Consider the following 25,679-nt stretch of genomic DNA (forward strand, 5'->3'; position numbering starts at 1 on the left):
CTGGTGCTAAGGCAAGGCAAAATGCCAGTTCATGGCTTTGGACAATCCTTCCAGCATGATTTCACCGCGAATGCTGTTGCCTTTCGGATTGACGCGCGGGCTTAAGACGACAATGCCCGCTTTTCCAGGCACGGAGGCAATGGTATAACCGGAAACACCGCTTTTCGCCGGCATGCCGGTGCGAACCATGTGCGTGCCAGTTTCATCATACAGGCCGCAGGTAGCCATAATGGCCAGCGTGATTTTACAGGTTTCAAGGGAAATGACCTGTTCGCCCGTTTCCGGATTTCGCCCTCCATTAGCCAGCATCGTCGGTAAAAACAGCATTTGTTCAAGCATGGCTTCATAAGAACACAGGGCGAAATACAAATCGAGGGTTTCAATCACGTCGGTTCCCAGATTGTTGCGGCTCTTTAAGAGATACGCCAGGGAGCGGTTGCGATTGCCAGTGCGTTTTTCCGAAGCAAAGACCAGGGGATTCATTGTTAGTCGTTGATTAAAGAGTTTTTGTATCCAGTGTTCAAGCCAGGCAAACTGCTGCTCGCCCGTACCGGGAATACGCGAACACAGTGTAATGGCGCCGGCATTGAGCATGGGGTTCGAAGGTTTGGGGCCAAATTGCTCAAGGCGGGTAATGGAGGCGAAATCATCGCCTGAGGGTTCGACTTTCACCCACTCAAACACCTGTTCAAAGCCAAACTCTTCCAGCAGACCAATTAAAGGCACCATTTTACCGGTACTTTGCAGGGTGACCGGTTGCAGCGGGTGATTGCTGTAAGACAACGGGCTTTCTCCCAGAGGATGCACGGCAATGGCTGTCAAATCCTGGTTCACATTGGCAAGCTCGGGAATGTAATCCGCTGTTTTTCCTTCCTGATTCAATTCCGCCTGATGAACCAGTTCTTCCAAGACCTTGATATTAATCAATTTTGTTGACATAAGACCCTTGAGATCGAAAATCAGCCATTATGCTAAATTTAGCACAGTAAAACAAATTAATTTTCAGCCCGTTTGTTGTTTTGTCAAATTGGGTGCGCGGCTTCGCTCAAAGAGTAAAATAATGTGCTATTATTTAACTTGTTGAGGAGATAATAATCAAAATACAGTTTAAAGTAATAGCATTAAAATAAGGTATGGAATGCTAAAAACAAAACTGGGTTTACTACCAGGTAGATCATGTTACCGGCCGAAATTAAAAAAAGAAAAAGGCTATACGATTTTTGAGCTGATGCTGGCTGCCGGCATTGTCGGCGTTCTGGCCGTTATATTTATTCCAAGTTATTTTCGTTATGTGACACGGGTCAATATGACCACCGCCACAGCCGATATCAAGACGGTTGAAATGGCTATCGAAAAATACTACGGTGAAAACAACCAATACCCCCCTGATCTTGCCACCCTGGGCATCGCCCTGAGAGACCCCTGGGGCAACCCTTATCGTTATTTGAACATTTTAAACGGCGGTCCTGCAGCAAAAGGGATGGCCAGAAAAGATAAAAATCTTGTTCCTATTAATTCGGACTATGATTTATATAGCAGCGGTGAGGATGGCGCTTCGGTATCCCCCTTGACGGCCAAGGCCAGTCAGGATGATGTTGTGCGAGCGAACAACGGAGCTTACATTGGTCCTGCTGCTGATTATTAAGCAAGGATTAGTCTATGCAGACGGAAAGGCATTTCTTTCACAGCAGGGTCGCGAGGCGGATATTTTTATTGTTCGTTCTTTCCGCTTTAATTCCCATCGTCATTCTGGCCATTTTCCAGATTGCTCAGTTCAACCAGCAGGTTAAAGCCAACGAAGAAATTGCTGCACGAAAAGAGGTCAAAAGCCTTGGCATGGAGTTGGCCGGTACACTCTTTGAGCTTGGCGATCAAGTCGACTCGTTGGGGAAAAGCCTTGCCAATCTCAGCGAAAACGAGATTGTCACCGCAAAGGATAAACTGGTCAAAGCGGTACCTGGTTTCACCACCTTATCCATTAAAACCTCTGAGGGTAAGGTCATCCGTCTCACGGAAAAGCCGTCACCCATTCCTTTCCCTGCGATGAACTTAAATCCCGGTGATTGCAAATTGTTCTATTTTTCAGCAACAGGGCCTGCGAAGGGTCTCTATTTTGTCTGTCGGCCTAATCCCGCTTACGTTTTATTAGGCCAGGCGGATGAGCGTAAGCTATGGAACCTCTCGTTAAGCAACGACGACAACTTATTGTGGATTGTCGATGGCGAGGGGCAGGTGGTTTTCAGTAACACCAAAGAGCCGCTGCCGGTTAACTACCGCGTCGTCAAACAAACGCACACGCGTACCTTATCGAAAGAGCTCAATAATCAACCCTATTACGTGGCTTATTGGAGCCTTTTTCTTGATTACCGACTGCAGGGTAAAACCTGGGCTATTGTGCTTGCCCAGCCCAAATTAAGTTTCATCGCTCAGGCGAAATTTTTTGAAATTTTTCTACCGACCACCGTTTTAGCCTTGCTTTTAACCATGTTTTTAAGCCAGTCGCAAATCAGACGCTACCTGACCCCGCTTGAGCAATTAACGGATGCTACCCGCCGCCTGTCCAAACAGGATTTTGCCCCCACGCCGGTGATGAAGAGCAATGATGAATTTGAAGAGTTGGGTGATGCCTTTAATTCCATGTCCAGCCAGTTAAACCAGCAGTTTAAAGCCATGTCGATTATGTCAATGCTGGATCAGGCGATCGTGGACAAAGCGAGTGTGCGCCGTGTGGTTGATATTCTGCACAGCCGTTTAAATGAGCTGGTACAGTATGACTGGTTGTTAATTGGTTTAGTGAAAGGTAAAACCAGGAAATCAGTGCGGATTTTTTTCGACAGCAAGACCGCAGTACCCGCTCCGCAGGAACCTGTACCCACTACCTCGGATGAACTGGCGCGTTACAGCCACTCACCGGAACTGACCTTAACCCTGCCTGAGGACGATGCGCCTTCCTTCCTTTCCTGGTTTAAAGTGAAACAAGCGCATTTCATTCTTTTTCCCATCATTCATAATGATCAGCCGGCCTCGATCGTCTGCCTCGGTTTTGGTGATAAAAAAAGGCGCGATGACTGTGATACGCAGCCTCTGCACGATATTTTTCACCGCCTGTCGGTGGCTTTTACCCAGAATGAATGGCAGGAAAAATTATATCATCAGGCTCATTATGATGATTTGACGCAATTACCCAATCGTCTGGTGCTGCGCCAGCAATTAAGCGAGGTGCTGAAGCGCAGTGAGGAAGAAGGCGTTTATTGTCTGTTGATGTTTATTGATCTGGATAATTTTAAAGACATCAATGACTCGCTGGGGCATGGTGTGGGCGATCTGTTTTTAAGTCATGTGGCAAAAACCATGGCCAACTGCATTCGGGACAGAGGGCTGTTGAGCCGTTTGGGCGGCGATGAATTCACGGTACTGGTGGGGGATTTACCGACCCCTCAGCAGGCGAGAAGGACAGCGACTGAACTGGCTGAAGACCTGCTAGAAGCTCTGGACAAACCGTTCAGAATAGGGGAGGAGGAGTTTATTGGGTCTGCAAGCATTGGTATTGTTATCCGCTCCACGCAGAATACCGGGGATGATTTGTTAAAATGCGCCGACATGTCCATGTATCAGGCGAAGAAAGGCGGCAAACACCGTTATGTTTTCTTCAGCGATGAGCTTGAAAAGCAGGTGATTGAACGCAATCAAATCCTTCAGGATTTAAATCTGGCCCTCAAGGAAAATCAGTTCGTCCTCTATTTTCAACCCCAGGTCGATGCCGCGAGCGGTAAACTGGTCAGTGCCGAAGTGCTGCTGCGCTGGCTTCATCCCAAGCGCGGCTTGTTGACTCCTCGGGTGTTTATCGCGCTGGCGGAGGAGACGAATAGCATCAACGTCATTGGTGAGTGGGTCATGCGGGCAGCCTGCCAGCAGATCAAACAATGGCAGAAACAGGGGATTGTGGTGCCTCCTATCGGCGTTAATCTGGCCGCCAGACAATTTACTCAGGATAACCTGTGCGAGTTACTCGTGTGCTGCGTGAGGGAGTCGGGGTTGGCTCCCGCTCAAATTGAATTGGAAATCACTGAAAGTACGTTAATCGATAATTTCCATCAATCCATTGCCATCATGAATGAGTTGAAGACGGCGGGATTTAAATTGGCGCTCGATGATTTTGGTACTGGCTACTCGTCCATGAGTTATCTTAAAAAGATGCCCATTGATGTCATGAAAATTGATCAAATTTTCATTGCCGATTTACTGACCAATCAGAAAAATTACAGTATTGTACGGGCTATCATCACCCTGGCGCAAAGCCTCGGTTTAAAACTGATTGCTGAGGGGATTGAAGAAAAACCGCAGGGCGACTTGCTTTGTCAGATGGGCTGTTTCATTCATCAGGGGTACTATTACAGCAGACCTATCCCGGCACAGGATTTTTTTGAAAAATACCTGGCGTCGCAATTAACCGTTCTTCCCCATTAATTCATCCAGCTTGGCGCCAATGTCTGGCCTGCGCATCAGGCTCTCGCCAATTAAAAAGGTGTTAATGCCATGGCGCTGCATGAGTTCAATGTCTGCACGGGTGTTAATGCCGCTTTCGGTAATCAGGCATTTGTCCAGAGGCAGGAGGTGTTTTAAATCAACACTGGTGTGGATGTCGGTTTTGAAGGTGTGCAGGCTGCGGTTGTTGATGCCCATGAGGGGTGTGGGCAGCGGCAGGGCGCGCTCCAGCTCCTCGCGGGTATGGCTCTCCACCAGCACGGCCATGCCTAATTCCTGTGCGATTTGACAATAATCCCGCAATTGACTGTCATCAAGCAGGGCCACTATCAATAAAATGCAATCTGCACCCATGACTCTGCTTTCAAAAACCTGGTAACTGTCGATGATGAAATCCTTTCGCAACACGGGCAGGGAAGAATGAGTCCGTGCGATGTGCAGATTGACCGCATCACCCTGAAAGAAGGGCTTGTCCGTTAGCACCGACAGACAGGCTGCGCCATGAGCTTCATAAATCCGGGCAATGGCGGCCACATCAAAATCAGCACGGATTAAACCTTTGCTGGGGGACGCTTTTTTAATTTCGGCAATGATAGCCGGGTTTTTTACCTGAAGCGCCTGCACAAAATCACGCATGGGCGGCAGTTCGGTCATTTGCAGACTGGATAAGGGCTGTTGTTGTTTGGCCAGCGCCACATCGTGGCGCTTTTGTTCGGCTATTTTGTCTAAAATGCTGTTCATGAGTTAAGACCGGATTGCTGGGTTAAATCCCTGAGTTGATAAAAATGCGCTTTGGCAATGCCTGAATCAATGGCTTTTGCCGCTAAGGCAATGCCTTCATGGATGTCCGCGGCAAGATCATTGCAATAGAGGGCTGCGGCGGTGTTTAAAAGGATGATATCGCGTGCCGGACCCTTTTCGCCGGCGAGGACCTGTTCAATCAACTGCAGGCTTTCTGCTGGTGAGTTGACTAAAATACCCTGCAGCGAGGGGTGGTATAAACCATAATCGGCGGGATCCAGCGTCCATTGTTTAAATTCCCCTTTGCTGTACTCGATCACGTCAGCCACGGCGTTAATGCTCAATTCATCCAGTCCGTCCCGGGCATGGATCACCAGGGCGCGCTCACTGCCCAAATTGGCCAGTACCTCGGCGATGGGTCGAAGCAGGCGTTCGGCGTACACGCCCACGACCTGTCGTTTAACCCGGGCGGGATTGACCAGCGGGCCTAAGAGATTAAAGAAGCTTCGGATACCCAATTGCTGCCTTGCATTGCGAACATGCTGCAGGGCTTTGTGAAAATGAGGCGCGAAAAGGAAACAAACCCCTTGCGTTTGCATGCAGGTTTTTAATTCCTCGTCCGTTAAGTCCAGTTTGAAACCGGCCTGCATCAGGAGATCGGAACTGCCGCTTGAACTGGAGACGGACCGGTTGCCATGTTTGGCTACTTTAGCGCCGGAGGCCGCGGCCACAATGCTGCTTAGGGTTGAGACATTAAACGTGTTCTTGCCGTCTCCGCCCGTACCGACGATGTCAATCAGCCCTTCACCTAAATCGATGCAATGCGCAAAATCCATCATTACCTGGGCTGCGGCAGTTAATTCCTCAACGGTTTCGCCTTTCATGCGCATCAAGGCCAGGAAGGCGGCAATTTGCCCGTCCTGAAGCTCGCCCTGCATGCAGGCTTTCATGATGGCCTGCATCGCTTCAGCGGTTAAGTGCTGGCCTTCAATGAGATGCTCAAAGAGTTTATTGGTATTCATGATTAAGAAAATGACTCAATAAAGTTAACCCGTGTTCGCTTAAAATCGCTTCCGGGTGAAATTGTAGACCAAATAACGGGTATTGACGATGGGAGATGGCCATAATGGTGTTATCGGCCCAGGCATCAATGGCAAAGCACGTGGGCAGGGTCGCGCAATCGACGGCAAGGGAATGGTAACGGGTGGCCTGAAAGGGATTGGGTAATCCCTTAAACAGTCCCTGTTTATGATGCACAATGGGAGACGTCTTGCCATGGATAATCTCGGGAGCCCGGTGAATTTGACCGCCGAACGCATAGGCTAAGCATTGATGCCCCAGGCAAATGCCTAAAATGGGTATCTGCTGATAAAAATGCTGGATGGCCGCCACGGAAATACCTGCCTCCTGTGGGCTTTTGGGTCCGGGTGAAATGACTAAGTGGCTGGGCGCGAGCTGCTCTATTTCGCTTAAGTCAATCCTGTCATGGGCTGCGACATGGACATCAGCGCCAAGGGTTTGAAAATAATGAACCAGGTTATAGGTAAACGAATCGTAGTTATCAATAATTAACAGCATGATCACAAGGTAAATTCATCGCCCAGATAAACTGCGCGAACTTGTTGATTGGCGAGAATGGCATCTGGCGTTCCTTCACAAAGCAATTGCCCCTGGCTGACGATATAGGCCCGGCCGCAGATGTCTAAGGTTTCACGCACATTGTGATCGGTAATCAAGACGCCGATGTTTTTATCGCAAAGGTGCGAAATGATTTTTTTAATATCCAGTACGGAAATGGGATCAACGCCCGCAAAGGGTTCATCAAGCAGTATGAACGTGGGCTCGATCGCTAAAGCGCGGGCGATTTCCACACGGCGGCGCTCACCGCCCGACAGACTCATCCCCAGGTTTTTGCGTAAATGGGTGATGTGGAATTCTTCTAAAAGCTGGTTGAGTTTTTTCTGACGTGCCGGCTCATCCAGATCATTGCGTAATTGCAGGATGGAATAAATGTTGTCATTCACCGTCATTTTGCGAAACACGGAGGCTTCCTGGGGGAGGTAACCAATGCCCATGCGGGCACGCTGGTGCATGGGAGCCCGGGTGACATCCTGATTATCAAGAATAATACGGCCTTCATCACAGGACTGCAATCCGACGATCATGTAGAAACAGGTGGTTTTACCCGCGCCATTGGGGCCTAAGAGGCCGACGCATTCGCCGCGATTAATCGACAGGCTCACGCCATTAACCACGGTGCGGGTTTTGAATGATTTTTTTAAATGCTCAGCCCGAAGGGAAGTCATGTCGTCTTCTCAAATTTTTTGACATCCTTTTTCTCAGGATGAATGACAATTAAGGTACGCAATTGACCGTCGCTTTGCGATACCACATGTTGTTTCAGGGTATCATAACTGATTTTTGGTGCCGAGAAGGAATTGTTACCCTGTTCCACCCGGGCATTGCCTATCAGTTCAATGAGATGCTTGTCTGGATAATAGCGGATGGTGTTGGCATAAGCATGCAGCAGGGGTTTGTCCAGGGCTGTTTGTGTCCAATAATGGGCCTGATTGTCTTTGTCGCCCTCGGCAATAGCAACGACCAGCTTGTTTTGCTGATTGCCTTCGGTGACAGCACGGGCGGCGCGCAGATGGGTGGTTCCCTGATCCAGTTCAACATGGCCCTCGTAGACGCCGCGGTGGGTCTGCTGACTTAAATCGGCGGCATCTGCGGACAGTTCCATGACTTTTTCGCGATCATCCGGCATGGCTGACAGCGTTTGCCAGGACAGCAGCAACACGCCAAAGGCAAGAAATGAAATCAATTTACGCATCACGAGGCTCATAAGTAGCGCGCGCTCCGCTCAGTAGCTGAACATGCTTTTGCTCAAGGTAAGCTTTCATGCCCTGCGAGTGGACAATGCTTCCCGGACGTTCAAAAATGACATCGAGGGCGGAGGTTGCAAGTTTTTGTTGAGGAAAATAGGTTAATTCGTCCGTTTTAAGGGTGCTTTCTTCGGTATGCGCATCGCCTCCCTGATGGACTATCACCTGCTTTAAGAAGGTAATTTCTTCACCACGGTGAATTGCCCGGGCCGAATTGGCGCGGATTTCCCAGTCGGGTTGATCATCCTGCGCAATGACAATACGGGGTAACTTAAGCAGGTGAGTATCCTGCCTGGGAATGTGCCGTAATTCCGGCGTCTCGATGTAATTGGCCAGTTTACCCTTCTCATCAAACTGCCTGACGGCGAGGCCTGTGATGATAGTATCTGCGGTAATGGACAGGGTTCGTTTATCCAGGCGAATGGCCGAGTCGGAGGAACTGGCAAAATAGTAGCCTGAGAAGGCCAGGGTTACCAGGGCGCAAAAGAGCCACACTGCCTGCTTGGCCGCGTTCATGAGGCAAAATACCCCGCTAAAGCAGCATCCTGTTTCTGCTGGGCGCTGAGTAACAAATCGCAGACTTCGCGTACCGCGCCGCGGCCGCCATGCTGATCGGTTACCCAGGCGGCAAATTCCTTGACCTGCCTGACCGCATTGGCCACGGCAATGCCCATACCGACGCGTTGAATAATCGGTAAATCGGGCAGATCATCGCCGATGTAGGCGATTTCATCCAGAGCAAAGCCCAGACGTTCCCGCAGTTGCTCAAAGGCGCTGCGCTTGTCGACCTGGCCTTTAAAATAGTGCGTGATGCCTAATTGCTGCATGCGATGATCAATCACGGCATTGCGGGCCGTGGTAATGACGGCGACTTCAATGCCGGCGGCCATCAGCAGTTTGAGTCCCATGCCGTCCTGGACATGAAAGGCCTTTAATTCATTGCCATGGTTATCAATGTACAGCAGACCGTCGGTTAAAACCCCATCGACATCGCAGATGAGGCATCGAATTTTTTTTGCTTTTTCAATCAGGTTGTTCATGTTTTTCGCCTTAAAAAACACCTGCGCGCAGCAGGTCATGAAGATGGATGACGGCAACGGGTTTTTGTTCTTCATCAATAACCACCAGGGAGGTGATGGTGTATTTTTGCATAATGGCCAGGGCTTCTGCTGCCAGTGTACCGGCCTTGATGGTTTTGCATTGCCGGCTCATGACCTCGGTCAGCGGCGTGGTATTGATGTCAAAATGCCTGGTGAGGGTGCGGCGAATGTCCCCGTCGGTATAAACGCCGGTTAAACGGCCATGGCTATCCACCACGCAGGTCATGCCCAGTTTTTTTGCCGTGACTTCAATCAGCGCTTCGCTGATGGTGGCTCGTTCGCTGACCAGCGGCAATTCTTCGCCGCGGTGGCAGAGTTCATCGATTTTAAGCAGCAGGCGCCGGCCCAATGCACCGCCGGGATGTGAAAGAGCAAAATCTTCGGCGCTGAAGCCTTTGGCCTGCAGGAGGGCAATGGCTAAGGCATCACCCATGACCAGCGACACGGTGGTACTGGTCGTCGGCGCAAGGCCAAGCGGGCAGGCTTCCTGTTCAATGCTGATGTCCAGATTCACATCGGCGGTTTTAGCCAGTGTCGACTGGTTGTTGCCGGTTAAGGCAACTAAAGGGATCTCCAAACGTTTCAAGAGGGGAAGGAGAACCACGATTTCGCTGGTATTGCCTGAATTGGAAATGGCTAAGACCACATCCTGCCGGGTAATCATACCCAAATCGCCATGACAGGCTTCGCCGGGATGCATAAAAAAGGCAGGCGTGCCGGTGCTGGCCAGGGTGGCGGCTATTTTATTGGCAATATGACCGGATTTTCCCATACCGGTAACCACCACGCGGCCTTTGCAGGCAAGCAGGATTTCGCAGGCTTTTTCAAAGCGTTCGTCGATGCGTTGCGTCAAGTCAAAAACGGCTCTCGCTTCGGTTTCGATAACGGCAAGACCTAATTGGCAAAAATTCATTAGAGGATGAATGTTTGTTAAGCTGGCGGCTATTGTAACAGAAACGATTTTTCTTTGCATGCGCGACAAGAATAACCAGAATACTGCCAGACAGTTCCGGGGGAGATGAGGGGGGCGGGTAATTCTTTCATTCTATTGAGAAAAGAATGCCTGCGGCAAAAGGCTGGTTTAAAATTCGCAAAATTGTATCCTTCCAGTATATAATTACCCATTCACCCAAATCGGAACCATCATGCTAGATAATCTGGTGCAAATCAGCCAATTGACTTTTATGCGCGGCGACAAGTGCATTTTTAATAAGGTTGATATGACTGTCGAGCGCGGGAAAATCACGGCCATTATGGGGCCGAGCGGCAGCGGCAAGACGACCCTCCTGCGTTTAATCGGGGCGCAGCTTGCTCCAGACAGCGGCGAAATTCGTGTTGACGGCCAGAATCTTCATCAGTTATCACGCAAGGCCCTTCTTGCAGCACGGCAAAAAATGGGTCTGTTATTTCAGAGCAGTGCCCTGTTTACCCATTTAAATGTCTTTGAAAACGTGGCATTTCCCCTGCGCGAGCACACCAATCTCAATGAAACCATGCTGCGTGATGTGGTACTGATGAAACTGGAGGCGGTAGGCTTACGCGGGGCGGCTGAATTAATGCCGGCCGAGCTGTCCGGCGGGATGGTCAGGCGGGTGGCGCTGGCGAGGACCATTGCCCTTGATCCGCAATTGATGATGTATGACGAACCATTCACCGGTCAGGATCCCATTTCCATGGGGGTTCTGGTGCGTTTAATCAAGCGCCTGAACCAGTTGCTGAGCACGACAACCATCATTGTCTCCCATGACGTGGAAGAAACCTGCTCAATCGCAGACTATGCTTACCTCATTGCCGGCGGCCGGCTGATCGGTCATGGCACGCCGCTTGCCTTAAAACAATCGACAGAGCCGCAGATTAAGCAGTTTATGCATGGAGAGGCTGACGGCGTGGTGCCGTTCCATTACCCTGCAAAACCCTATACTGAGGAGTTGTTAGATGCTTGACAGAATTGCACGCTTCGGCGGGCGTGGTTTGAATACATTGCAGACTGTAGGCAATTCCGGTCTTTTCTTACTGGGGATTTTTGCCCGCAAGCCTGATTTGCCGCGGTTGTGGCCGGCTTTGCGTGTACAACTGTATTCCGTAGGCTTTCTTTCTTTTTTAATTATTGTAGTATCCGCACTGTTTATCGGCATGGTGGTCGGTTTGCAGGGGTATAATACGCTGCAGAAATTCGGCGCCGCCAGCCAACTGGGGCAGTTACTGGCCTTAAGCATTGCACGTGAACTGGGCCCGGTGATCAGTGCTTTGCTGTTTGCCGGCCGTGCCGGCTCTGCCTTGACGGCAGAAATTGGCCTCATGAAGGCCACTGAGCAATTGGCCAGTATGGACATGATGGGGGTGGATCCGTTAGGCCGTGTCATTTACCCCCGTTTTTTAGCCGGGTTGATTTCTCTGCCCCTGCTTGCCCTGATTTTTTCAGCCGTGGCGGTTTATGGCGGGTATTTTATCGGCGTGGAGTGGTTGGGTGTGGATGCAGGAAGCTTTTGGTCCAACATGCAGGCTTCGGTTAATTTCCGTCTCGACGTGCTCAGCGGAATGGTTAAAAGTATAGTTTTCGCTTTTGTTGTAGTGTGGATAGCTGTGTTTCAGGGATTCAGTTGTATTCCTACTGCCGAAGGTATCAGTCAGGCAACGACCCGCACAGTTGTGTATTCATCATTGGCGGTGCTGGGGCTTGATTTTTTATTGACAGCAATGATGATTGGAGGTTGGTGAATCATGAGCAAGCAACGGTACATTGATATCAGTGTTGGACTCTTCATGCTGTTGGGTTTACTGGCTTTCTTTGTCATGGCGATGAAAGTAAGCGGTATTTCAAGCTTTTCATCCACAAAAGGCTACCAGGTAACGGCCGATTTTACCGACATCGGCGGTTTGAAAGTGCGGGCGCCGGTGACTATTGCCGGGGTTAAAATTGGCGAAGTGACGCGCATTGAACTTCAACCTGGGGAACTCAACGCCAAGGTAACCATGCTGCTTCGCAGCGACAAACCCATTCCCTACGAGGATGTGTCGGCACGCATCCTGACGGAAGGACTGCTGGGGTCAAACTACATCAGCATTGTTCCCGGTTTTGAGGATGAAGGCGAGGGCAAACATCCCTACCTGCGAGAAGGGGATGTGATTGCCAAAACCCAGGAAGCCATCATCCTGGAAAATTTAATTGGACAACTCTTATTCAATATTAAGAAATAGGATCGAGAATGCAAAAAATAAAAACCCTTCTTTTTTTCATGGCCTGTTCACTGACCTCGCTGTTATGGGCGGCTTCCAACCCCGTTCCCATGCTGGAGACCTCAGCGAATCAGATTCTGTCCACCCTGGAAAAGAACAAGGCCACCTTGAAAAACAACCCGCAGGTGATCTACCGCGCTGTGGAACAATCACTGCTGCCGAATGTTGATGTCAGCGGCATGTCGCGCTCGGTGCTGGGACGTCAGGCCTGGATGAAGGCGACTCCGAGCGAACGGCAGCAATTTTCCCAGGCGTTTACGCAACTGGTTATCCGTACCTATGCCAGCCCTTTGGCCGAATACACCGATGAAACCGTGAAATTTCTGCCTGTCCGGGGTTCGCTTGAAGGGCGGTTTTTACGGGTAAACAGCCTCATTGTCCGATCCAATGGCAAAAATATTCCATTAAGTTACAGCCTTGTGGCGAAGAATGGCCAGTGGAAGATTTATGATTTGAGCGTGGAGGGGGTCAGTCTGCTGCAGAGTTTCCGTTCCCAGTTTGCTCAGGCGCTGCAGAATTCCAACATGCAGGAGCTCATTAAGCAAATGCGCGAACGCAGTAAAAAAGCAGCTTAATCATGCCAACGTTCAAACCAGACAGCCCTATGACTTTCGACACCGCGGAAGCCTGCCGCCGGCGCCTCGTTGATTTTCTTAAACAGACCCGTGAATCGGATGTGATCATGGATTTAAGCGAAGTCAGCCATTGCGACAGCGCGGGGCTTGCGTTGTTGATTGAAGCTCAGCGTCTGTGCAGGCAATTGCATAAACGCTGCCAGATCACTAATATTCCGCCTTTAGTCCATGCGCTGGCTGAATTTTGCGGTTTGGAAAAAATCGTAGTCTCCTGACAAGTCAGGCAAAAGAACAGAAGGCGAGAGTGCCTCGCCTCCGAATAAAGTGGAACTGTTGTATGATTAATAATGAAGAAATAGAAAAAAAACTGTCAGTAATCGAGGGCGTTCATTTCGTTAAAGTGGAGGGTGATGGGTATCATTATCACTTGACTATTGTGTCGGATGCGTTCATTGGCAAAACCAGGGTCGCCCGGCAGCAATGGGTGTATGCGCAGCTAAAAGAATATATTACCAGCGGTCGTCTTCATGCCTTGACGATGAAGACCTGGACTCAAGAAGAATGGGGGAAGCAGCATGGATAAATTAGTGATTAATGGCGGCAAGGCATTAAACGGGGAAGTGGTTATTTCCGGAGCAAAAAATTCAGCGCTTCCTATCATGGCGGCCACCTTGCTGGCAACGGACAACGTGACCATCGCCAACGTGCCCCACTTAAAAGACGTCACCACAATGATGGAATTATTGGGCCAATTGGGTGCCCACCTCATCGTTGATGAAAAAATGAATGTGCAGATTTCTGCCAGTCAGGTGAATGAATTTGTTGCACCCTATGAACTGGTTAAAACCATGCGCGCTTCCATTCTCGTCTTAGGCCCCTTGCTGGCGCGTTTCGGCCGTGCGGATGTTTCTCTGCCCGGCGGATGTGCGATTGGTACTCGTCCGGTTGATTTGCATTTGAAAGCGCTCAAAGCCATGGGGGCAGAGATTACCGTTAAGAACGGTTACATTAAGGCACGCTGCCGCCGCGGCCGCCTGCAGGGCAAACCCCTGGTGTTTGATACAGTGACGGTGACCGGGACAGAAAATGTGCTCATGGCTGCCGTGCTGGCCGAGGGGAAAACCATCATTAAAAATGCGGCCCGTGAACCGGAAGTGGTTGATTTGGCTAATTTCCTGATTCAAATGGGCGCGCAAATCAGCGGCGCGGGTACACCCACCATTGAAGTGGAAGGCGTGGACGCTCTGCGCGGCGGCAACTACACGGTCATGCCCGATCGCATTGAAGCCGGTACCTATTTAACCGCAGGCGCCATTACCCGCGGCAAGGTCACGGTCCGACGCGTTAAACCGGATAACCTGTTATCCATGCTGTGCAAATTTGAAGAGGCCGGGGCTGAACTGACCCTGGGTGAAGACTGGGTCACCTTAAACATGCACGGCCTCCGTCCCCAGGCAGTCAATATCGCAACGGCACCGTACCCGGCATTTCCTACCGACATGCAGGCCCAGTTCATGGCGCTCAATGCCATTGCGGACGGCGCGTCGTCGGTAATCGAAACCATTTTTGAAAATCGCTTCATGCATGTGCAGGAACTGCAGCGCATGGGTGCGCAAATCCGCTTAAACGGCAATACCGCCATGATCAACGGCGTTGAAAGGTTGACCGGTGCGCCGGTGATGGCCACGGATCTGCGGGCCTCAGCCAGTTTGATTCTGGCCGGCCTTGCCGCCGAAGGCGAAACCTTTGTCGAGCGCATTTACCATGTGGATCGCGGCTATGAGCGCATTGAAGAAAAATTATCTACATTGGGTGCGGATATCCGGCGAGCGTCATCCCGGTGATCACGCGTCAGGAGTTAGTGGATTACCTTCACGCCTTGCTTGCGGTCAGCGAATTTAATGACTACGCACCCAATGGGTTACAGGTCGAAGGCCAGGCGTCGATTCGGCGTATTTGTACCGCGGTAACCGCCAGCGAAGACGTTATTCAGAAGGCAGCGGCTGTTAAAGCCGATGCCTTGCTGGTTCATCATGGCTATTTCTGGCGCGGCGAGCAGCCGACCATTACCGGCATGAAGGGACGTCGGATTACCGAATTGCTGCGCCATCAGATCAATTTGCTGGCCTATCATCTCCCCTTGGACTGCCATCCTGAATTAGGCAATAACGCGCAGTTGGCGAAACGGCTTTCTATTCAAGCGGTGGCCGCACACAAAGCCGGCGGCATCGACCAACTGCTGTGGTCAGGCACGCTGAACAAACCACTGTCGGTGAACGAATTGGCAAAGCAGCTTGGTCAGGCATTGGGGCGCCCCCCCCTCATTATTGCCGGCGGCGACAAAGCCATCCAGCGTGTAGCCTGGTGCAGCGGCGGCGCGCAGGACTACATTGAGGATGCTTATCGATTGGGTGTTGATGCCTATTTCAGCGGTGAAGTCTCGGAAAGAACTTATTATCAGGCCAGGGAATTGGGTATTCATTACTTTGCCTGCGGCCATCATGCCACGGAGCGTTACGGCATACAGGCCTTAGGCGAGCACTTGGCTGACACATTTCAAGTGCAGCATCAATTCATTGACAGCGACAATCCCGTCTGATTATTCTCACCGTCAGGCTTTCATTTAATGTTGAAGGAACATCATGTCCAATGAGAAGGAATGGTTTAAAACCATTAATGAAATCCAGGCGATAGCCCAGAATGGCCTCGCTTATTGCCAAAATGAATTTGATCAGGAACGCTACCTGCGCCTGCGTGAGCTTGCAGCTCAGCTTGCCGCACCCACCAGTGAGAAGGCGCCTGATATTGCCCATTTATTCAGTTTTGAAACAGGCTATGCCACGCCCAAGCTGGATGTGCGGGCTTTTGTTGTCAAAAACCATAAAATTCTGCTGGCTCAGGAAAAGTCCGACGGTTTATGGACTCTGCCGGGCGGGTGGGTGGATGTCAATGAATCGCCTTCGGAATCCGTTATCCGTGAAACACGGGAAGAAACCGGGTATCACGTCAAGGTGATTCGCTTAATGGCGCTTTGGGACAAGCTCAAACACGATCATCCACCGCAATGGCCGCATGCTTACAAATGCTTTTTTCATTGTGACATTGAATCCGGTGAGGTTAGGCCAGACAAGGAAATTGCGCAGGTGGATTTTTTTACGGTCGATCACTTGCCGCCGCTATCCATCCACCGTGTGACAGAAAAGCAGCTGCAACGTCTTTATGAAACAATCGGGAAGCGCGAAGCCTTGTTTGATTAATCCAGGGTAGCGAAAAAGCGCGGGCTGCGCCCCAGCACTCCCTAGATGCTGAAGGCGCTTACTTGGGGGCGCTGACGGTGATTTTTCTTTCCGCAATCTTCTGATTCAACGCAAAAAAATCCGTAGGCTCCAGATTGGCTTTTCTCTCAATAAACCGAATGCGTTGCGCGAGGCTGCCTGTCCGGTTGAGCTTATCCCCCTGGCTAATCAATTTTTCCTTTAATTCATTGATCAAGTCGCCCGCCGTGGCATGGTCTTTGTTGTAATATTGTTTATACAGTTCATCGACGACATCGGTGTGATGACGAAGCAAATGCCTTGTGAAAGCCAGTTTGACCGTTGACCCAAAAAAAGAACAGGTGTCGGGGTTGTTGCTCTTGCTGTAGTCTCTTAGAATTTCAAGGGCTGCACGAAAGTCACTGACTTCGCTTTCAAGCTTATCACTCGGGCCTGCCCCTGTTTGCCATAATCGTTCGTAACTGTGGGGAAAGGGTTTGGGCGGCTTCGGGTATTTATGGACCTGCCTGACCACGACGACCGTCTCCATTGTCTCCTGGGGCGATTTTTTGACAAGCAGCGGCCCAAGAACATCCTGGCGAAGGTTGTCGACAAAATCTTCCTTGAGGATTTTTTTGGGTGCCATGGAAACGGCAACGGCCCTGTCGAATCGATTGCCGTATAATTTATTGATTTCCAGTAATTTTTCTGCCGGATTGCTGGCCTTATCGGCATGGGTTCCGACTAAAATAATGGGAGCATGCGGATTGACTTTTTGAAACGCCATAATGTCTTCAATCGCGTGGTCTACCACGTCAACGCGTGGGTTTGCCCGGCTTAAATCAACACAATACAACAATGCCTCAGAGTCTATAGTCCAGTACCCAAACAGATCGGCGGGCATAACCGCTTCTTCAAGGGTAATTTTTTCATCGTCAATTTCAAATTGACTCTGCTCAGCGCCATAAGACAAGGTAGTCGGCACTTCGGATGTTCGGTCACCGGCCAATAAAAGCCTGAGGGTGGATTTACCTGAACGGGCGGTCCCAGTAATAAAAATTTTCATGATAATACCTCGTTAGTTGATGTTATTTTAGTCCCTGTAGCTTAAGGAAATATTACTTGTATTCTTTGTTATTGATAAAAATTATTCTGGGCAACACCCGGGCAGTATTCCTGTGGTGGTAATCCCGTTATACTGGGCGAAAAATCAGGAATTTCATGCATGTTTGATGTAACCAACTGGGCTTATGCCGGTGGAAAGCCCGAATCCACCGCGGTGATTAAAAGCAATCCGGATGATTTTAAGGTCAATGAAAAACTGGGTTTTGAACTGAGCGGCGAAGGGGAGCACCTCTACCTTTACATTGAGAAGCGCGGGCTGACCACGGAAGAACTGGTCAAAGCCCTGGCTGTTTGCCTCAACAAGCCTGCCAAAGCCATTTCTTATGCGGGCTTGAAAGACAAGATGGCCGTTACCCGTCAATGGGTTTGTGTGCACAGTTTACACAATGATGTGGCTTACCCGGATTCATTGGCAGGTGAAGGTTGGCGGGTTCTTGCCAGTCGACGGCACCTTAAAAAGTTAAAAACCGGGGTACTGGCTGCCAATGGCTTTCAACTCATTCTTAGGGCTATTGATAATCCGAAGGATGTTGACGCTCGTCTGCAGGCAATTAAGCAGCGGGGCGTGCCCAACTACTTTGGCGATCAGCGTTTCGGTAGCCAGAACCTCGAAAAAGCATGGCAGCTTTTAACCGGCAATTACCGGGTCAAAAATCCCTTTCTGCGCGGCATGTACTATTCCGCGGCGCGGTCTTTTCTGTTCAACCACGTGTTATCCGCGCGGGTGAGTCAAGGCAACTGGAACCAGGCCTTGGCGGGCGATGTCATGCAACTGGCCGGCACGCACAGCATTTTTACAGTGGAAGACATCGAGGAGGGTATTCAGCAGCGTATCGATGAATGGGATATTTCTCCGGCTGGTCCACTGTGGGGCGAGGGCAGGGAGAGAGCAAGCCTTGCAGCTCTGGCGATCCAGCAACAGGCCCTTGAGCCTTATGCTCAGTGGTGTCAGGGGCTGGAGGCGCAGGGTTTACAGCGTGCCTACCGTCCCTTTGTTCTGGCTGTCAAGGAATTAAACTGGAGCTGGCTTGAGCCTCATTGTCTTCAATTACAGTTTGAATTGCCGCCCGGGAGCTATGCCACCAGCGTGGTGCGGGAGTTAACCCGCAGCCTGGGATAAAGATGGTGCATCAGGCCGGTCAATGATCCGGCCTGACGGGTGATCAAACGGTCATGTTTTGCGCATGTGTTTCTGCGTTCACCTCGTCGGTCACGGTGGTTAATTCCTTTTCGCCAATGCTTAAGGGCGCTTGCAAAATGTCTTCCTTACCGGTTGTGGCTTTGATAAGAGGCACACCGTTTTGTTGGATCAGGCTCTCAAGCAGTGATTTGAGTTCTGGCATGTAAGGAAGTTCGGTTTGAGACACTTTTTTTGTCTCTTCGGCTGTCGGGATGGCCACTTTAATTTCTTCCCCATCAGAACAGGTGATGACCAAGCCTTCTGAAGTCAGTTGAATGGGCGGTGTCGGGATTTTGTCGCCTTGTTTCTCGCAACTTTCGGTAAATACTTTTTTAAGGGTGTCATCATCAGCTTTAATCAAATTCACTTCCGTGCCTTCGATCACACGTTGGCCGGTGACTAAATTAAAGCCGGTGAGGTGATGAGCCTTTTTGCCCTGGAGAATGGACGAAAGCGAAATGGCGCCTTGATAAGCAGCTTTACAGCCCAAATCGATAGGCACACCAATGACATAGCCCATGCCTTTGCCGGCATATTTCATGGTGTTGCCAAGCATCCAGGCGCAGGAGACACCTGAAAACGTTTCAACCAGCTTGCCGGCGTAGGTTGGTGCGACCAACATGATGCCCAGTGTGCCCGAGGATCCGGTCACAAAATACAACATCGCGCTTAAGCTCGTGGTAACGAAGGCGCGTATGGGTTGGGATTCCGTGGATTTGGCTATCACATTGCCCAAAATATAGCCAGTTGTGTAACCGGTCATTTCCATAGGCCAGGCTAAGGCGGGGACCAATACGGACGTCACCGGCAGCGAGGTCTTCGGTTTGGCATTCATTTTTTCACATTGACGGTTAACAAACCGGGAAAAATCCCGCCATTCGCTGTCACTGATTTTTGACTTGATTCGACCGTTGATTTCATCCAGTTTTTTATCGTCTTTGAGGAATTTTTGAGCAGAATGCAGGACGGTGGCCCGGGTTTCTTCATCAATGCTGATTTGGCTTAATTTCAAGGCATTGTCCAGAAGCTCAATTAACGTCGCCGATGACGAGGAGCGTACCAAGTAGTTTTGGTCAACCTGCGATTTGATGTAAAAAACAAGCGCAACCAGAATACGCAACGCATTCACATGCCTTTCGATGGCTTCGGGTTTGACCAGCAGAAATTTTTCTTTTTCAAGTTCGGCGGGCTTTAACAAATCCTCTTTGAGGGCATCGAGCATTTTTAAAATCAATCGGGTCTGATTATCGCGTGCACTGACATCGGTGGCGCCAAAAAAGCAGGAGATGGCATAAGGCTGAGGGGTTTTATCAAAGTCGATTTTTTTTATTTTTTTGTAGGTCTCGCGAATGTTAAGCAAAATTTTCAGGAATTCGTCATCCAAACAGTAGGTCATTTTGCCACCTCATATCCTTGTTATTTTATCTCCTAACATTTTATATTACGAAATCAGTGGTTAAATGCAATGTTAATTGATTAATTTTTACTAGATTGTTGCAGGAATAGGGTTGTAGTTGATTTATTTTAATCAAAGTGTGCATATTCTGTTTTTTTGCTCACTATGCCATTAACCTCTTGAAAAACAAATGATATAGTGAAGAAAACAAGTTGGTACTGGTGTGAGTTATGACGTCCCTCAAGCAATTTTTTTATCTGCTTCGCTTTTCCCATTGGAGTAAGTCAGCTTTTGTTTTCCTCGGGGTTATCTATTCTGGCACAATGGATTACCTTGTCGATGCGGTTCTTGCCGCACTGTCCTTCTGCCTCATCGCCAGCGCGGTGTACATTTACAATGACTTCCAGGATATGGAAGAGGACCGGCTGCATCCCCACAAGCGCTTAAGGCCTTTGGCAAGCGGTGAGATTTCCTTGGACATTGCTTTTGGTACTCTGGTGATGCTGCTCCTGGTTGGGCTATTGATAGCCTGGTCTGTTTCCATGACGCTGGCTCTGATTTTAGCGGTTTACCTGCTGATTAATCTCGCCTATAACCATGTGCTTAAAAACATACCGATTCTGGATGTGCTCTCCATTGCCAGCGGTTTTATGCTGCGCGTACTGGCAGGCACCATCGGCATTGGGCTGCCCATTTCCTGGTGGCTGACGATTACCGCTACGCTCGTGAGTCTGTTGATTGCTCTGGGTAAACGGCGTCTGGAAAAGCAGTTGGGTTTAAAATACGAAACCCGCCCTGTGCTTAAAAAATACTCCACCAGAACATTGGATTATCTCATTGCCGGCGTGGCCATGAGCTGCTTTATTGCCTATTTGCTGTATACCCTTTTTGTTCATGACGAGGCCTTTTATTTTCTTCTGACCCTGCCTTTTGCTGCCATTGGCTTGTGGCGATTTGCCTGGTTCACCATGCAAGACAGCGACAGCGATGATCCGGTGTCCCTGTTTTTCAGCGACAATCTGTCACGTTTTAACCTGCTCTGTTTTATCTTGCTGACCCTGGTTGCATTAAGTCCTCTGGCCGTGTTGAATCAATGAAGGTTAAAAAAACAGCGTGGGTTGTTTTTTTACTGCTTGTTTTTATCTACCTGTTTATCCTGCAGATAAAGGCCATCTGGCCTTTTACCATTGATGACATGTACATTACTCTGCGTTATGCCAGGCATTTGGCCATGGAGGGGCAGTTGCTGTGGAATATCGGCGAGCCGCCGGTTGAAGGTTATTCCAATTTCAGTTTTCTTATCCTGGCCGCCTACGTATTGAAGTGGGGAGGGGATCCGGTCTTCGCGTTAAAACTCACGGGAGTGCTGAGTTTGCTGTTAACCGTGTTCGCCGTTTATCGCCTGTCGCGATTCTGGTTTGATCGCGGATTGTCGTTGATTCCCTGTTACTGGCTGCTTTGGTATCGCGGGCAAATCATCTGGTCAGTGAGCGGTTTGGAAACCACGACCTACCAGGCCTTGCTGGCTTTGGGGCTTTACTGTCTATTACGAGCGATCGGGTATCAGTGCCTGTCTGAACCGCGCAAGGCAGCCCAATGGCCCATGGCCGTGCTCGCGGGTTTGCTGTTTACTCTGGCATCCATGACCCGTCCTGAAGCGCCGGCGGTGATAACCCTTTTTTATTTTCTTGCCTGTTGGGATGTGATGAAACGACAGCGCTTGGCTTTAACGGCCCTGGTTGCCAGTGCCTCCACGTACCTCCTACTTTTTTCACCTTATTTCATCTGGCGATGGCACTATTATGGGCTGTTATTTCCCAATCCCGTCTATTGCAAAGCCCACACGTCCGAATGGTTTGTTCTTTGCAACGAATTCCTGTCATTAGCCTGGCCCTTTCTGCTTCTGGCGCTCTTTGCGGTCATCAGGGAACGCGGTAAAGTATTGCCATGGTATTTCCTGTTGCCCAGTGCTGTTTACATGCTGTTGCTGGTCAGAGCGGATCCCATCGTGGCTTTTGATACGCGCCTTTTCTTACCCGCGTTCGCACTGCTTTTGCCTTTATCCCTGCAGGGAATAAAAGCCCTTTTAAGCCGTTTTTTGCAGGGGGAAGACCCTTCAGTCTTTCGTGTGGCCATGGTAATGGTTTCGTTTTTAACGGCTTTCTTTTTTATTCCCGCCATGACCCTGCCGCAATTACGGTATTTTACTGAAAATCCGGTTGCCGGTGAGAAATTAAGAATCAAAGTCATCCAATGGCTCACCCGGCATACGACTGAAAACAGCCGGGTGGTTTTAGGAGACAGCGGGTTTATCCCTTATTACAGTCGATTACGGTTTATTGACTCCTTCTGCCTGAACAATAAAACCATGGCGTTGCAGCCGGCAGCGGAACGCGATCAGTGGTTTTGCAAAACGATTCTCTCGTTAAAACCCGATGTCGTCATTTTGTCATCTCTGACAGAAAATAATACAATCCATTACCTGCCAGTCGATCAATGCCTGCAGAAAGCGTTGACAATGGACAGGAATTATCAACTGAAAGCCCTCTTTTACACCGTCGCCAATCAGCAGGCCTACCGCTATGAAATTTTTCAGTTATCAGGCGGGGAGCCGCTTTCTCTCATCCTGCGGTAGGAAGCCAGTGGGTTCCTGCCTTCGTGATTAACGAGGCTTTGTTAAGAAAACTTCCTCTTCGCCATTGCATTTTAAGACAAAGACTTTAGTATTACCTCTTTAAGTTCTCTTTGCTGGCACCTGTGGAATCAGGATTAAATCAAAGGATGTGTCAACCATGTCAATTCTTGGTGGATTATTGTCTAAATTATATAAAAAATTACCTTCGCTGATTTTTGATATCGCCGCTATTCCTGCCGCCTGGTATTTTGCTTATTGGCTGCGCTACAACCTGCAGCCGTTTCCTCACCATTTGACCTCCATCTACTCTGTTGCCGCGCTGTTACTGCTCATGACCATTCAGGTGGGCTGTTATTACTACTGCAAAGTCTACCGGGGGCTTTGGCGTTTTACGTCGATCAATGATGTGATTCGTATTATTAAGGCAACGCTGCTCGCGATTGGTCTGGTCATTCCGGTGTTTTATTTAACGTCTCTGCTTAAGCATGTGCCGCGCTCCATTTTACCCATGTATGCCTTAGGACTGATGACATTGCTTTGCGGCGGTCGATTGGTCATGCGCATGTACCGCGACCGCAAGGGGCGTGAGGACTTGTTACTGGAAACGAAACGGGTGCTGGTGATCGGCGCAGGTCATGCTGGCGAGGGTTTGCTGCGTGATTTGAAAAAAATGAATGCCTACTTCCCCGTGGGGCTGGTGGATGACAATCCCGGCAAACGAGGTATGGAAATCCATGGTGTGCGGGTTTTGGGCGCTGTCCGTGAGTTGCCGCAACTGGTGGTGAATCATCAGATCGATTTGCTTTTTATCGCCATTCCCTCTGCCCGTTCGGCGGCCATGCGCCGTATTGTCGACTATTGCAGCCGTAGCCGTGTGCCTTTTCGGACCCTGCCCGGCATTTCGGCCCTGGTGAATGACCAGATTGAGGTGAAAGCCTTGCGTGAGGTCAGTATCGAGGATTTGCTCGGCCGTGACCAGGTGCAACTGGAGTGGGATAGAATAGCCGGCGCCATTCGCGGTAAAAAAGTCATTGTCACCGGCGGGGGAGGATCCATTGGCGAAGAATTATGCCGTCAGGTGATGGCTCATCATCCCGCGCAATTATTAATCATCGATAACTCTGAATTCAATTTATATAAAGCGGATTATGAATTAAGGGAAGCGTTTCCGGAGATACCGCTGCTGTTGCGATTGACGTCCATTACCGATGCTTCCGCCATTGATGCCATTTTTCATCAGTTTAAACCGGACTTGGTGTTTCATGCTGCAGCCTATAAACACGTACCCCTGCTTGAAGATCAGGTTCGGGTTGCGGTACAGAATAATATTCTGGGTACCCAGGTTGTTGCCCTGGCGAGTGCCGAAGCAGGGGCCGAAAAATTCGTATTAATTTCAAGCGATAAAGCCGTGAATCCCACCAACGTGATGGGTACGACCAAGCGGGTGGCGGAAATCTATTGCCAGAATTTAAATGAACGGGTGAAAACCCAATTCATCACGGTCCGCTTTGGCAATGTGCTGGGATCGGCCGGGAGCGTGGTGCCGTTGTTTCAGAAGCAACTGGATGCGGGCGGCCCTTTGACCGTGACCCATCCTGACATTCAGCGTTATTTTATGACCATTCCCGAAGCCTGCCAGTTGATTTTGCAAGCCATGGTGAACGGTCATGGGGGCGAAATTTTTGTTCTTGACATGGGGGAGCCGATTAAAATCAGTTACCTGGCAGAACAGATGATTCGTCTGGCCGGCAAAGAACCCGGTAAAGACATTGCCATTAAATACACCGGATTAAGACCTGGTGAGAAACTGTTTGAAGAGCTTTTCCATGAATCGGAACAATTAGCCAATACGGAGCATGAAAAATTATTCAAGGCACGCTTCCGTAAAATTGACTGGCGGGAATTGCTGCAGACCCTGCGTCTGATGAATGAGGCCTGCCAGACTCATAATCATGATGAATTGCATGTGTTGCTTAAAAGTCTGGTACCCGAGTTCACTGCACGCTTTGAACTGACCCATGAATCCGGTTGCAGGAATTAACATGACCATCAGTTACGACGAATTTGCCAAAGTCGATTTACGTTCCGGTACTGTCATTAGAGTGGAACCTTTCCCACGAGCCCAAAAACCCGCCTACAAAGTCTGGGTTGATTTCGGGCCGCAATTAGGGGTATTGCAAACCTCGGCACAGGTGACTGTTCACTACACGCCTGAGACGCTGATGGGACGCACAGTCATTGGGTGTGTCAACCTGGGCGAAAAAAACATTGCCGGCTTTACTTCACAGTTTTTACTGGTCGGATTTTCGGATGTCCAGGGAGCGATTTGCCTGGCGACAGTCGACAAACCGGTCCCTGATGGGCAAAAACTCCATTAAGCGGTCTTGACCTCCTGTTGCTAATCTGATGTGATGAAAGTCTATCCCTATAACGTATGAAATTATCATGAAAATCGTAATTATTGGCGCATCCGGTACCATTGGCACAGCCATCGTGCAAGCACTGGAAACAAGGCATGAGGTGATTAAAGCCAATTACAGTGGCGGCGATATTCAGGTTGATATTACCGATAATCAATCCATTGCCAATCTCTTTAAGCAGATTAAACACATCGATGCGGTTGTTTTGGCAACCGGTAAGGTTCAGTTTGATGATTTCATGGCCATGGATGATGCTGCTTACCAGATTGGTCTTAAAAATAAATTAATGGGACAGGTCAATGTGGTGCTTGAAGGTCGAAAGCATTTGAATGAGGGCGGTTCGTTTACCTTAACCAGCGGCATTCTAAGCTATGATCCGATTCGTTACGGCACTTCAGCTTCCATGGTCAATGGAGCCATTGATTCCTTTGTCATCGCGGCAGCCATTGAAATGCCCCGCGGCCTTCGCATCAACGCCGTTAGTCCGACGGTGATTGAAGAAGCCATGGACAATTATGCGCCTTATTTCCGAGGCTATGCGCCGGTCACCGCCGCCCGCGCCGCTCTGGCTTACAGTAAGAGCGTGGAAGGATTGCAAACCGGTCAGGTTTACCGTGTGGAATAAGAGGCTTGCCTGACGTTCGAA

At 49.7% G+C, this 25,679-nt stretch carries 28 protein-coding genes; 17 read left to right on the forward strand and 11 right to left on the reverse strand.

What is annotated here, in order from left to right:
- Nucleotides 1-6 precede the first annotated feature (6 nt).
- Nucleotides 7-939: a glutaminase A gene (gene glsA / locus Lrub_RS06175; RefSeq protein WP_058531296.1), complete on the reverse strand. Its 933-nt coding sequence runs from the start codon at nt 937-939 to the stop codon at nt 7-9.
- 199 nt (nt 940-1,138) lie between these two features.
- Between glsA and Lrub_RS06180 the strand changes: the two genes are divergently transcribed.
- Together Lrub_RS06180 and Lrub_RS06185 are read left to right on the forward strand one after the other, a co-directional pair.
- Complete coding sequence (locus Lrub_RS06180; protein WP_065235720.1) at nt 1,139-1,645, forward strand: hypothetical protein; 507 nt, start codon at nt 1,139-1,141, stop codon at nt 1,643-1,645.
- A gap of 14 nt (nt 1,646-1,659) precedes the next feature.
- The gene (locus tag Lrub_RS06185) at nt 1,660-4,467 is read left to right on the forward strand and encodes a bifunctional diguanylate cyclase/phosphodiesterase (RefSeq protein WP_058531297.1); all 2,808 of its coding nucleotides are present in this window, start codon (nt 1,660-1,662) and stop codon (nt 4,465-4,467) included.
- Here the strand turns inward: Lrub_RS06185 and trpC are convergent.
- From trpC to Lrub_RS06225, 8 genes are read right to left on the reverse strand one after another with little or no spacing between them, the layout of a single operon-like run.
- Nucleotides 4,447-5,226 carry an indole-3-glycerol phosphate synthase TrpC gene (gene trpC / locus Lrub_RS06190; protein WP_058531298.1) on the reverse strand — a complete coding sequence of 260 codons (780 nt, stop codon included), beginning with the start codon at nt 5,224-5,226 and terminating at the stop codon, nt 4,447-4,449. The genes Lrub_RS06185 and trpC overlap by 21 nt on opposite strands.
- Nucleotides 5,223-6,248 carry an anthranilate phosphoribosyltransferase gene (gene trpD / locus Lrub_RS06195; protein WP_058531299.1) on the reverse strand — a complete coding sequence of 342 codons (1,026 nt, stop codon included), beginning with the start codon at nt 6,246-6,248 and terminating at the stop codon, nt 5,223-5,225. Before trpD ends, trpC begins: the two co-directional genes overlap by 4 nt.
- Complete coding sequence (locus Lrub_RS06200) at nt 6,235-6,804, reverse strand: anthranilate synthase component II (RefSeq protein WP_058531300.1); 570 nt, start codon at nt 6,802-6,804, stop codon at nt 6,235-6,237. Before Lrub_RS06200 ends, trpD begins: the two co-directional genes overlap by 14 nt.
- A gap of 2 nt (nt 6,805-6,806) precedes the next feature.
- Nucleotides 6,807-7,532: an LPS export ABC transporter ATP-binding protein gene (gene lptB / locus Lrub_RS06205; RefSeq protein ID WP_058531301.1), complete on the reverse strand. Its 726-nt coding sequence runs from the start codon at nt 7,530-7,532 to the stop codon at nt 6,807-6,809.
- On the reverse strand, nt 7,529-8,059 hold the full coding sequence (gene lptA / locus Lrub_RS06210; protein ID WP_058531302.1) for a lipopolysaccharide transport periplasmic protein LptA: 531 nt from the start codon (nt 8,057-8,059) through the stop codon (nt 7,529-7,531). Before lptA ends, lptB begins: the two co-directional genes overlap by 4 nt.
- Complete coding sequence (gene lptC / locus Lrub_RS06215; protein WP_058531303.1) at nt 8,052-8,627, reverse strand: LPS export ABC transporter periplasmic protein LptC; 576 nt, start codon at nt 8,625-8,627, stop codon at nt 8,052-8,054. Before lptC ends, lptA begins: the two co-directional genes overlap by 8 nt.
- A complete protein-coding gene (kdsC, locus tag Lrub_RS06220; protein WP_058531566.1) occupies nt 8,624-9,151 on the reverse strand; it encodes a 3-deoxy-manno-octulosonate-8-phosphatase KdsC in 528 nt (175 codons plus the stop codon). Before kdsC ends, lptC begins: the two co-directional genes overlap by 4 nt.
- Nucleotides 9,152-9,161: 10 nt before the next feature.
- A complete protein-coding gene (locus Lrub_RS06225) occupies nt 9,162-10,124 on the reverse strand; it encodes a KpsF/GutQ family sugar-phosphate isomerase (protein WP_058531304.1) in 963 nt (320 codons plus the stop codon).
- 232 nt (nt 10,125-10,356) lie between these two features.
- On the opposite strand from Lrub_RS06225, the gene Lrub_RS06230 reads away from it, so the two are divergent.
- The 9 genes from Lrub_RS06230 (at nt 10,357) to Lrub_RS06270 (ending at nt 16,280) form a co-directional block, all read left to right on the forward strand.
- Nucleotides 10,357-11,154: an ATP-binding cassette domain-containing protein gene (locus tag Lrub_RS06230; protein ID WP_058531305.1), complete on the forward strand. Its 798-nt coding sequence runs from the start codon at nt 10,357-10,359 to the stop codon at nt 11,152-11,154.
- Nucleotides 11,147-11,929: a lipid asymmetry maintenance ABC transporter permease subunit MlaE gene (mlaE, locus tag Lrub_RS06235; RefSeq protein ID WP_058531306.1), complete on the forward strand. Its 783-nt coding sequence runs from the start codon at nt 11,147-11,149 to the stop codon at nt 11,927-11,929. Before Lrub_RS06230 ends, mlaE begins: the two co-directional genes overlap by 8 nt.
- A 3-nt stretch (nt 11,930-11,932) precedes the next feature.
- Nucleotides 11,933-12,409, forward strand: coding sequence for an outer membrane lipid asymmetry maintenance protein MlaD (gene mlaD / locus Lrub_RS06240; RefSeq protein ID WP_058531307.1), 477 nt, complete (start codon nt 11,933-11,935; stop codon nt 12,407-12,409).
- Between the two features lie 8 nt (nt 12,410-12,417).
- On the forward strand, nt 12,418-13,023 hold the full coding sequence (locus tag Lrub_RS06245) for an MlaC/ttg2D family ABC transporter substrate-binding protein (RefSeq protein WP_058531308.1): 606 nt from the start codon (nt 12,418-12,420) through the stop codon (nt 13,021-13,023).
- Between the two features lie 2 nt (nt 13,024-13,025).
- Nucleotides 13,026-13,298 (forward strand): STAS domain-containing protein, encoded by a 273-nt coding sequence (locus Lrub_RS06250; RefSeq protein ID WP_058531309.1) that lies wholly within the window; start codon nt 13,026-13,028, stop codon nt 13,296-13,298.
- A 62-nt stretch (nt 13,299-13,360) separates the two neighbouring features.
- Nucleotides 13,361-13,606, forward strand: coding sequence for a BolA family protein (locus Lrub_RS06255; RefSeq protein WP_058531310.1), 246 nt, complete (start codon nt 13,361-13,363; stop codon nt 13,604-13,606).
- On the forward strand, nt 13,599-14,867 hold the full coding sequence (gene murA, locus Lrub_RS06260) for a UDP-N-acetylglucosamine 1-carboxyvinyltransferase (RefSeq protein WP_058531311.1): 1,269 nt from the start codon (nt 13,599-13,601) through the stop codon (nt 14,865-14,867). Before Lrub_RS06255 ends, murA begins: the two co-directional genes overlap by 8 nt.
- Nucleotides 14,864-15,622: a Nif3-like dinuclear metal center hexameric protein gene (locus Lrub_RS06265; RefSeq protein ID WP_058531312.1), complete on the forward strand. Its 759-nt coding sequence runs from the start codon at nt 14,864-14,866 to the stop codon at nt 15,620-15,622. The genes murA and Lrub_RS06265 overlap by 4 nt, the downstream gene beginning before the upstream one ends.
- Nucleotides 15,623-15,665: 43 nt before the next feature.
- On the forward strand, nt 15,666-16,280 hold the full coding sequence (locus Lrub_RS06270) for an NUDIX hydrolase (RefSeq protein ID WP_058531313.1): 615 nt from the start codon (nt 15,666-15,668) through the stop codon (nt 16,278-16,280).
- A gap of 58 nt (nt 16,281-16,338) precedes the next feature.
- Here Lrub_RS06270 and Lrub_RS06275 read toward each other — a convergent pair whose 3' ends face one another.
- A complete protein-coding gene (locus Lrub_RS06275; protein ID WP_058531314.1) occupies nt 16,339-17,343 on the reverse strand; it encodes a DUF5617 domain-containing protein in 1,005 nt (334 codons plus the stop codon).
- 159 nt (nt 17,344-17,502) lie between these two features.
- On the opposite strand from Lrub_RS06275, the gene truD reads away from it, so the two are divergent.
- Nucleotides 17,503-18,522 carry a tRNA pseudouridine(13) synthase TruD gene (truD, locus tag Lrub_RS06280; protein ID WP_058531315.1) on the forward strand — a complete coding sequence of 340 codons (1,020 nt, stop codon included), beginning with the start codon at nt 17,503-17,505 and terminating at the stop codon, nt 18,520-18,522.
- Between the two features lie 43 nt (nt 18,523-18,565).
- Here truD and Lrub_RS06285 read toward each other — a convergent pair whose 3' ends face one another.
- Nucleotides 18,566-19,978, reverse strand: coding sequence for a hypothetical protein (locus Lrub_RS06285; RefSeq protein ID WP_058531316.1), 1,413 nt, complete (start codon nt 19,976-19,978; stop codon nt 18,566-18,568).
- Nucleotides 19,979-20,208: 230 nt separating this feature from the next.
- Between Lrub_RS06285 and Lrub_RS06290 the strand changes: the two genes are divergently transcribed.
- From Lrub_RS06290 to Lrub_RS06310, 5 genes are all read left to right on the forward strand, one after another.
- Nucleotides 20,209-21,075 carry a decaprenyl-phosphate phosphoribosyltransferase gene (locus tag Lrub_RS06290; protein ID WP_058531317.1) on the forward strand — a complete coding sequence of 289 codons (867 nt, stop codon included), beginning with the start codon at nt 20,209-20,211 and terminating at the stop codon, nt 21,073-21,075.
- Nucleotides 21,072-22,613 (forward strand): glycosyltransferase family 39 protein, encoded by a 1,542-nt coding sequence (locus Lrub_RS06295; RefSeq protein ID WP_058531318.1) that lies wholly within the window; start codon nt 21,072-21,074, stop codon nt 22,611-22,613. Before Lrub_RS06290 ends, Lrub_RS06295 begins: the two co-directional genes overlap by 4 nt.
- Nucleotides 22,614-22,770: 157 nt before the next feature.
- Complete coding sequence (locus Lrub_RS06300; protein WP_058531319.1) at nt 22,771-24,654, forward strand: polysaccharide biosynthesis protein; 1,884 nt, start codon at nt 22,771-22,773, stop codon at nt 24,652-24,654.
- A 1-nt stretch (nt 24,655) separates the two neighbouring features.
- Nucleotides 24,656-24,991 carry a tRNA-binding protein gene (locus Lrub_RS06305; protein ID WP_058531320.1) on the forward strand — a complete coding sequence of 112 codons (336 nt, stop codon included), beginning with the start codon at nt 24,656-24,658 and terminating at the stop codon, nt 24,989-24,991.
- A gap of 67 nt (nt 24,992-25,058) precedes the next feature.
- Nucleotides 25,059-25,658, forward strand: a complete 600-nt coding sequence (locus tag Lrub_RS06310) for a short chain dehydrogenase (RefSeq protein WP_058531321.1) — start codon at nt 25,059-25,061, stop codon at nt 25,656-25,658.
- Nucleotides 25,659-25,679 lie beyond the last annotated feature (21 nt).

Origin of the sequence: Legionella rubrilucens, from assembly GCF_001468125.1 — a bacterium.
Taxonomy (GTDB): domain Bacteria; phylum Pseudomonadota; class Gammaproteobacteria; order Legionellales; family Legionellaceae; genus Legionella_C; species Legionella_C rubrilucens.

Excerpts from the sequence above, each read along its gene's own strand:
- murA (WP_058531311.1), top strand. The coding sequence starts at position 13,599 with ATGGATAAATTAGTGATTAATGGCGGCAAGGCATTAAACGGGGAAGTG.
- lptC (WP_058531303.1), bottom strand. The coding sequence starts at position 8,627 with ATGAACGCGGCCAAGCAGGCAGTGTGGCTCTTTTGCGCCCTGGTAACC.
- Lrub_RS06200 (WP_058531300.1), bottom strand. The coding sequence starts at position 6,804 with ATGCTGTTAATTATTGATAACTACGATTCGTTTACCTATAACCTGGTT.
- glsA (WP_058531296.1), bottom strand. The coding sequence starts at position 939 with ATGTCAACAAAATTGATTAATATCAAGGTCTTGGAAGAACTGGTTCAT.
- Lrub_RS06245 (WP_058531308.1), top strand. The coding sequence starts at position 12,418 with ATGCAAAAAATAAAAACCCTTCTTTTTTTCATGGCCTGTTCACTGACC.
- Lrub_RS06285 (WP_058531316.1), bottom strand. The coding sequence starts at position 19,978 with ATGACCTACTGTTTGGATGACGAATTCCTGAAAATTTTGCTTAACATT.
- Lrub_RS06275 (WP_058531314.1), bottom strand. The coding sequence starts at position 17,343 with ATGAAAATTTTTATTACTGGGACCGCCCGTTCAGGTAAATCCACCCTC.
- mlaD (WP_058531307.1), top strand. The coding sequence starts at position 11,933 with ATGAGCAAGCAACGGTACATTGATATCAGTGTTGGACTCTTCATGCTG.
- lptA (WP_058531302.1), bottom strand. The coding sequence starts at position 8,059 with ATGCGTAAATTGATTTCATTTCTTGCCTTTGGCGTGTTGCTGCTGTCC.
- Lrub_RS06185 (WP_058531297.1), top strand. The coding sequence starts at position 1,660 with ATGCAGACGGAAAGGCATTTCTTTCACAGCAGGGTCGCGAGGCGGATA.
- Lrub_RS06290 (WP_058531317.1), top strand. The coding sequence starts at position 20,209 with ATGACGTCCCTCAAGCAATTTTTTTATCTGCTTCGCTTTTCCCATTGG.
- Lrub_RS06300 (WP_058531319.1), top strand. The coding sequence starts at position 22,771 with ATGTCAATTCTTGGTGGATTATTGTCTAAATTATATAAAAAATTACCT.
- trpC (WP_058531298.1), bottom strand. The coding sequence starts at position 5,226 with ATGAACAGCATTTTAGACAAAATAGCCGAACAAAAGCGCCACGATGTG.
- Lrub_RS06270 (WP_058531313.1), top strand. The coding sequence starts at position 15,666 with ATGTCCAATGAGAAGGAATGGTTTAAAACCATTAATGAAATCCAGGCG.
- mlaE (WP_058531306.1), top strand. The coding sequence starts at position 11,147 with ATGCTTGACAGAATTGCACGCTTCGGCGGGCGTGGTTTGAATACATTG.
- Lrub_RS06255 (WP_058531310.1), top strand. The coding sequence starts at position 13,361 with ATGATTAATAATGAAGAAATAGAAAAAAAACTGTCAGTAATCGAGGGC.
- Lrub_RS06310 (WP_058531321.1), top strand. The coding sequence starts at position 25,059 with ATGAAAATCGTAATTATTGGCGCATCCGGTACCATTGGCACAGCCATC.
- Lrub_RS06305 (WP_058531320.1), top strand. The coding sequence starts at position 24,656 with ATGACCATCAGTTACGACGAATTTGCCAAAGTCGATTTACGTTCCGGT.
- lptB (WP_058531301.1), bottom strand. The coding sequence starts at position 7,532 with ATGACTTCCCTTCGGGCTGAGCATTTAAAAAAATCATTCAAAACCCGC.
- Lrub_RS06230 (WP_058531305.1), top strand. The coding sequence starts at position 10,357 with ATGCTAGATAATCTGGTGCAAATCAGCCAATTGACTTTTATGCGCGGC.
- kdsC (WP_058531566.1), bottom strand. The coding sequence starts at position 9,151 with ATGAACAACCTGATTGAAAAAGCAAAAAAAATTCGATGCCTCATCTGC.
- truD (WP_058531315.1), top strand. The coding sequence starts at position 17,503 with ATGTTTGATGTAACCAACTGGGCTTATGCCGGTGGAAAGCCCGAATCC.
- Lrub_RS06295 (WP_058531318.1), top strand. The coding sequence starts at position 21,072 with ATGAAGGTTAAAAAAACAGCGTGGGTTGTTTTTTTACTGCTTGTTTTT.
- trpD (WP_058531299.1), bottom strand. The coding sequence starts at position 6,248 with ATGAATACCAATAAACTCTTTGAGCATCTCATTGAAGGCCAGCACTTA.
- Lrub_RS06250 (WP_058531309.1), top strand. The coding sequence starts at position 13,026 with ATGCCAACGTTCAAACCAGACAGCCCTATGACTTTCGACACCGCGGAA.
- Lrub_RS06225 (WP_058531304.1), bottom strand. The coding sequence starts at position 10,124 with ATGAATTTTTGCCAATTAGGTCTTGCCGTTATCGAAACCGAAGCGAGA.
- Lrub_RS06180 (WP_065235720.1), top strand. The coding sequence starts at position 1,139 with ATGCTAAAAACAAAACTGGGTTTACTACCAGGTAGATCATGTTACCGG.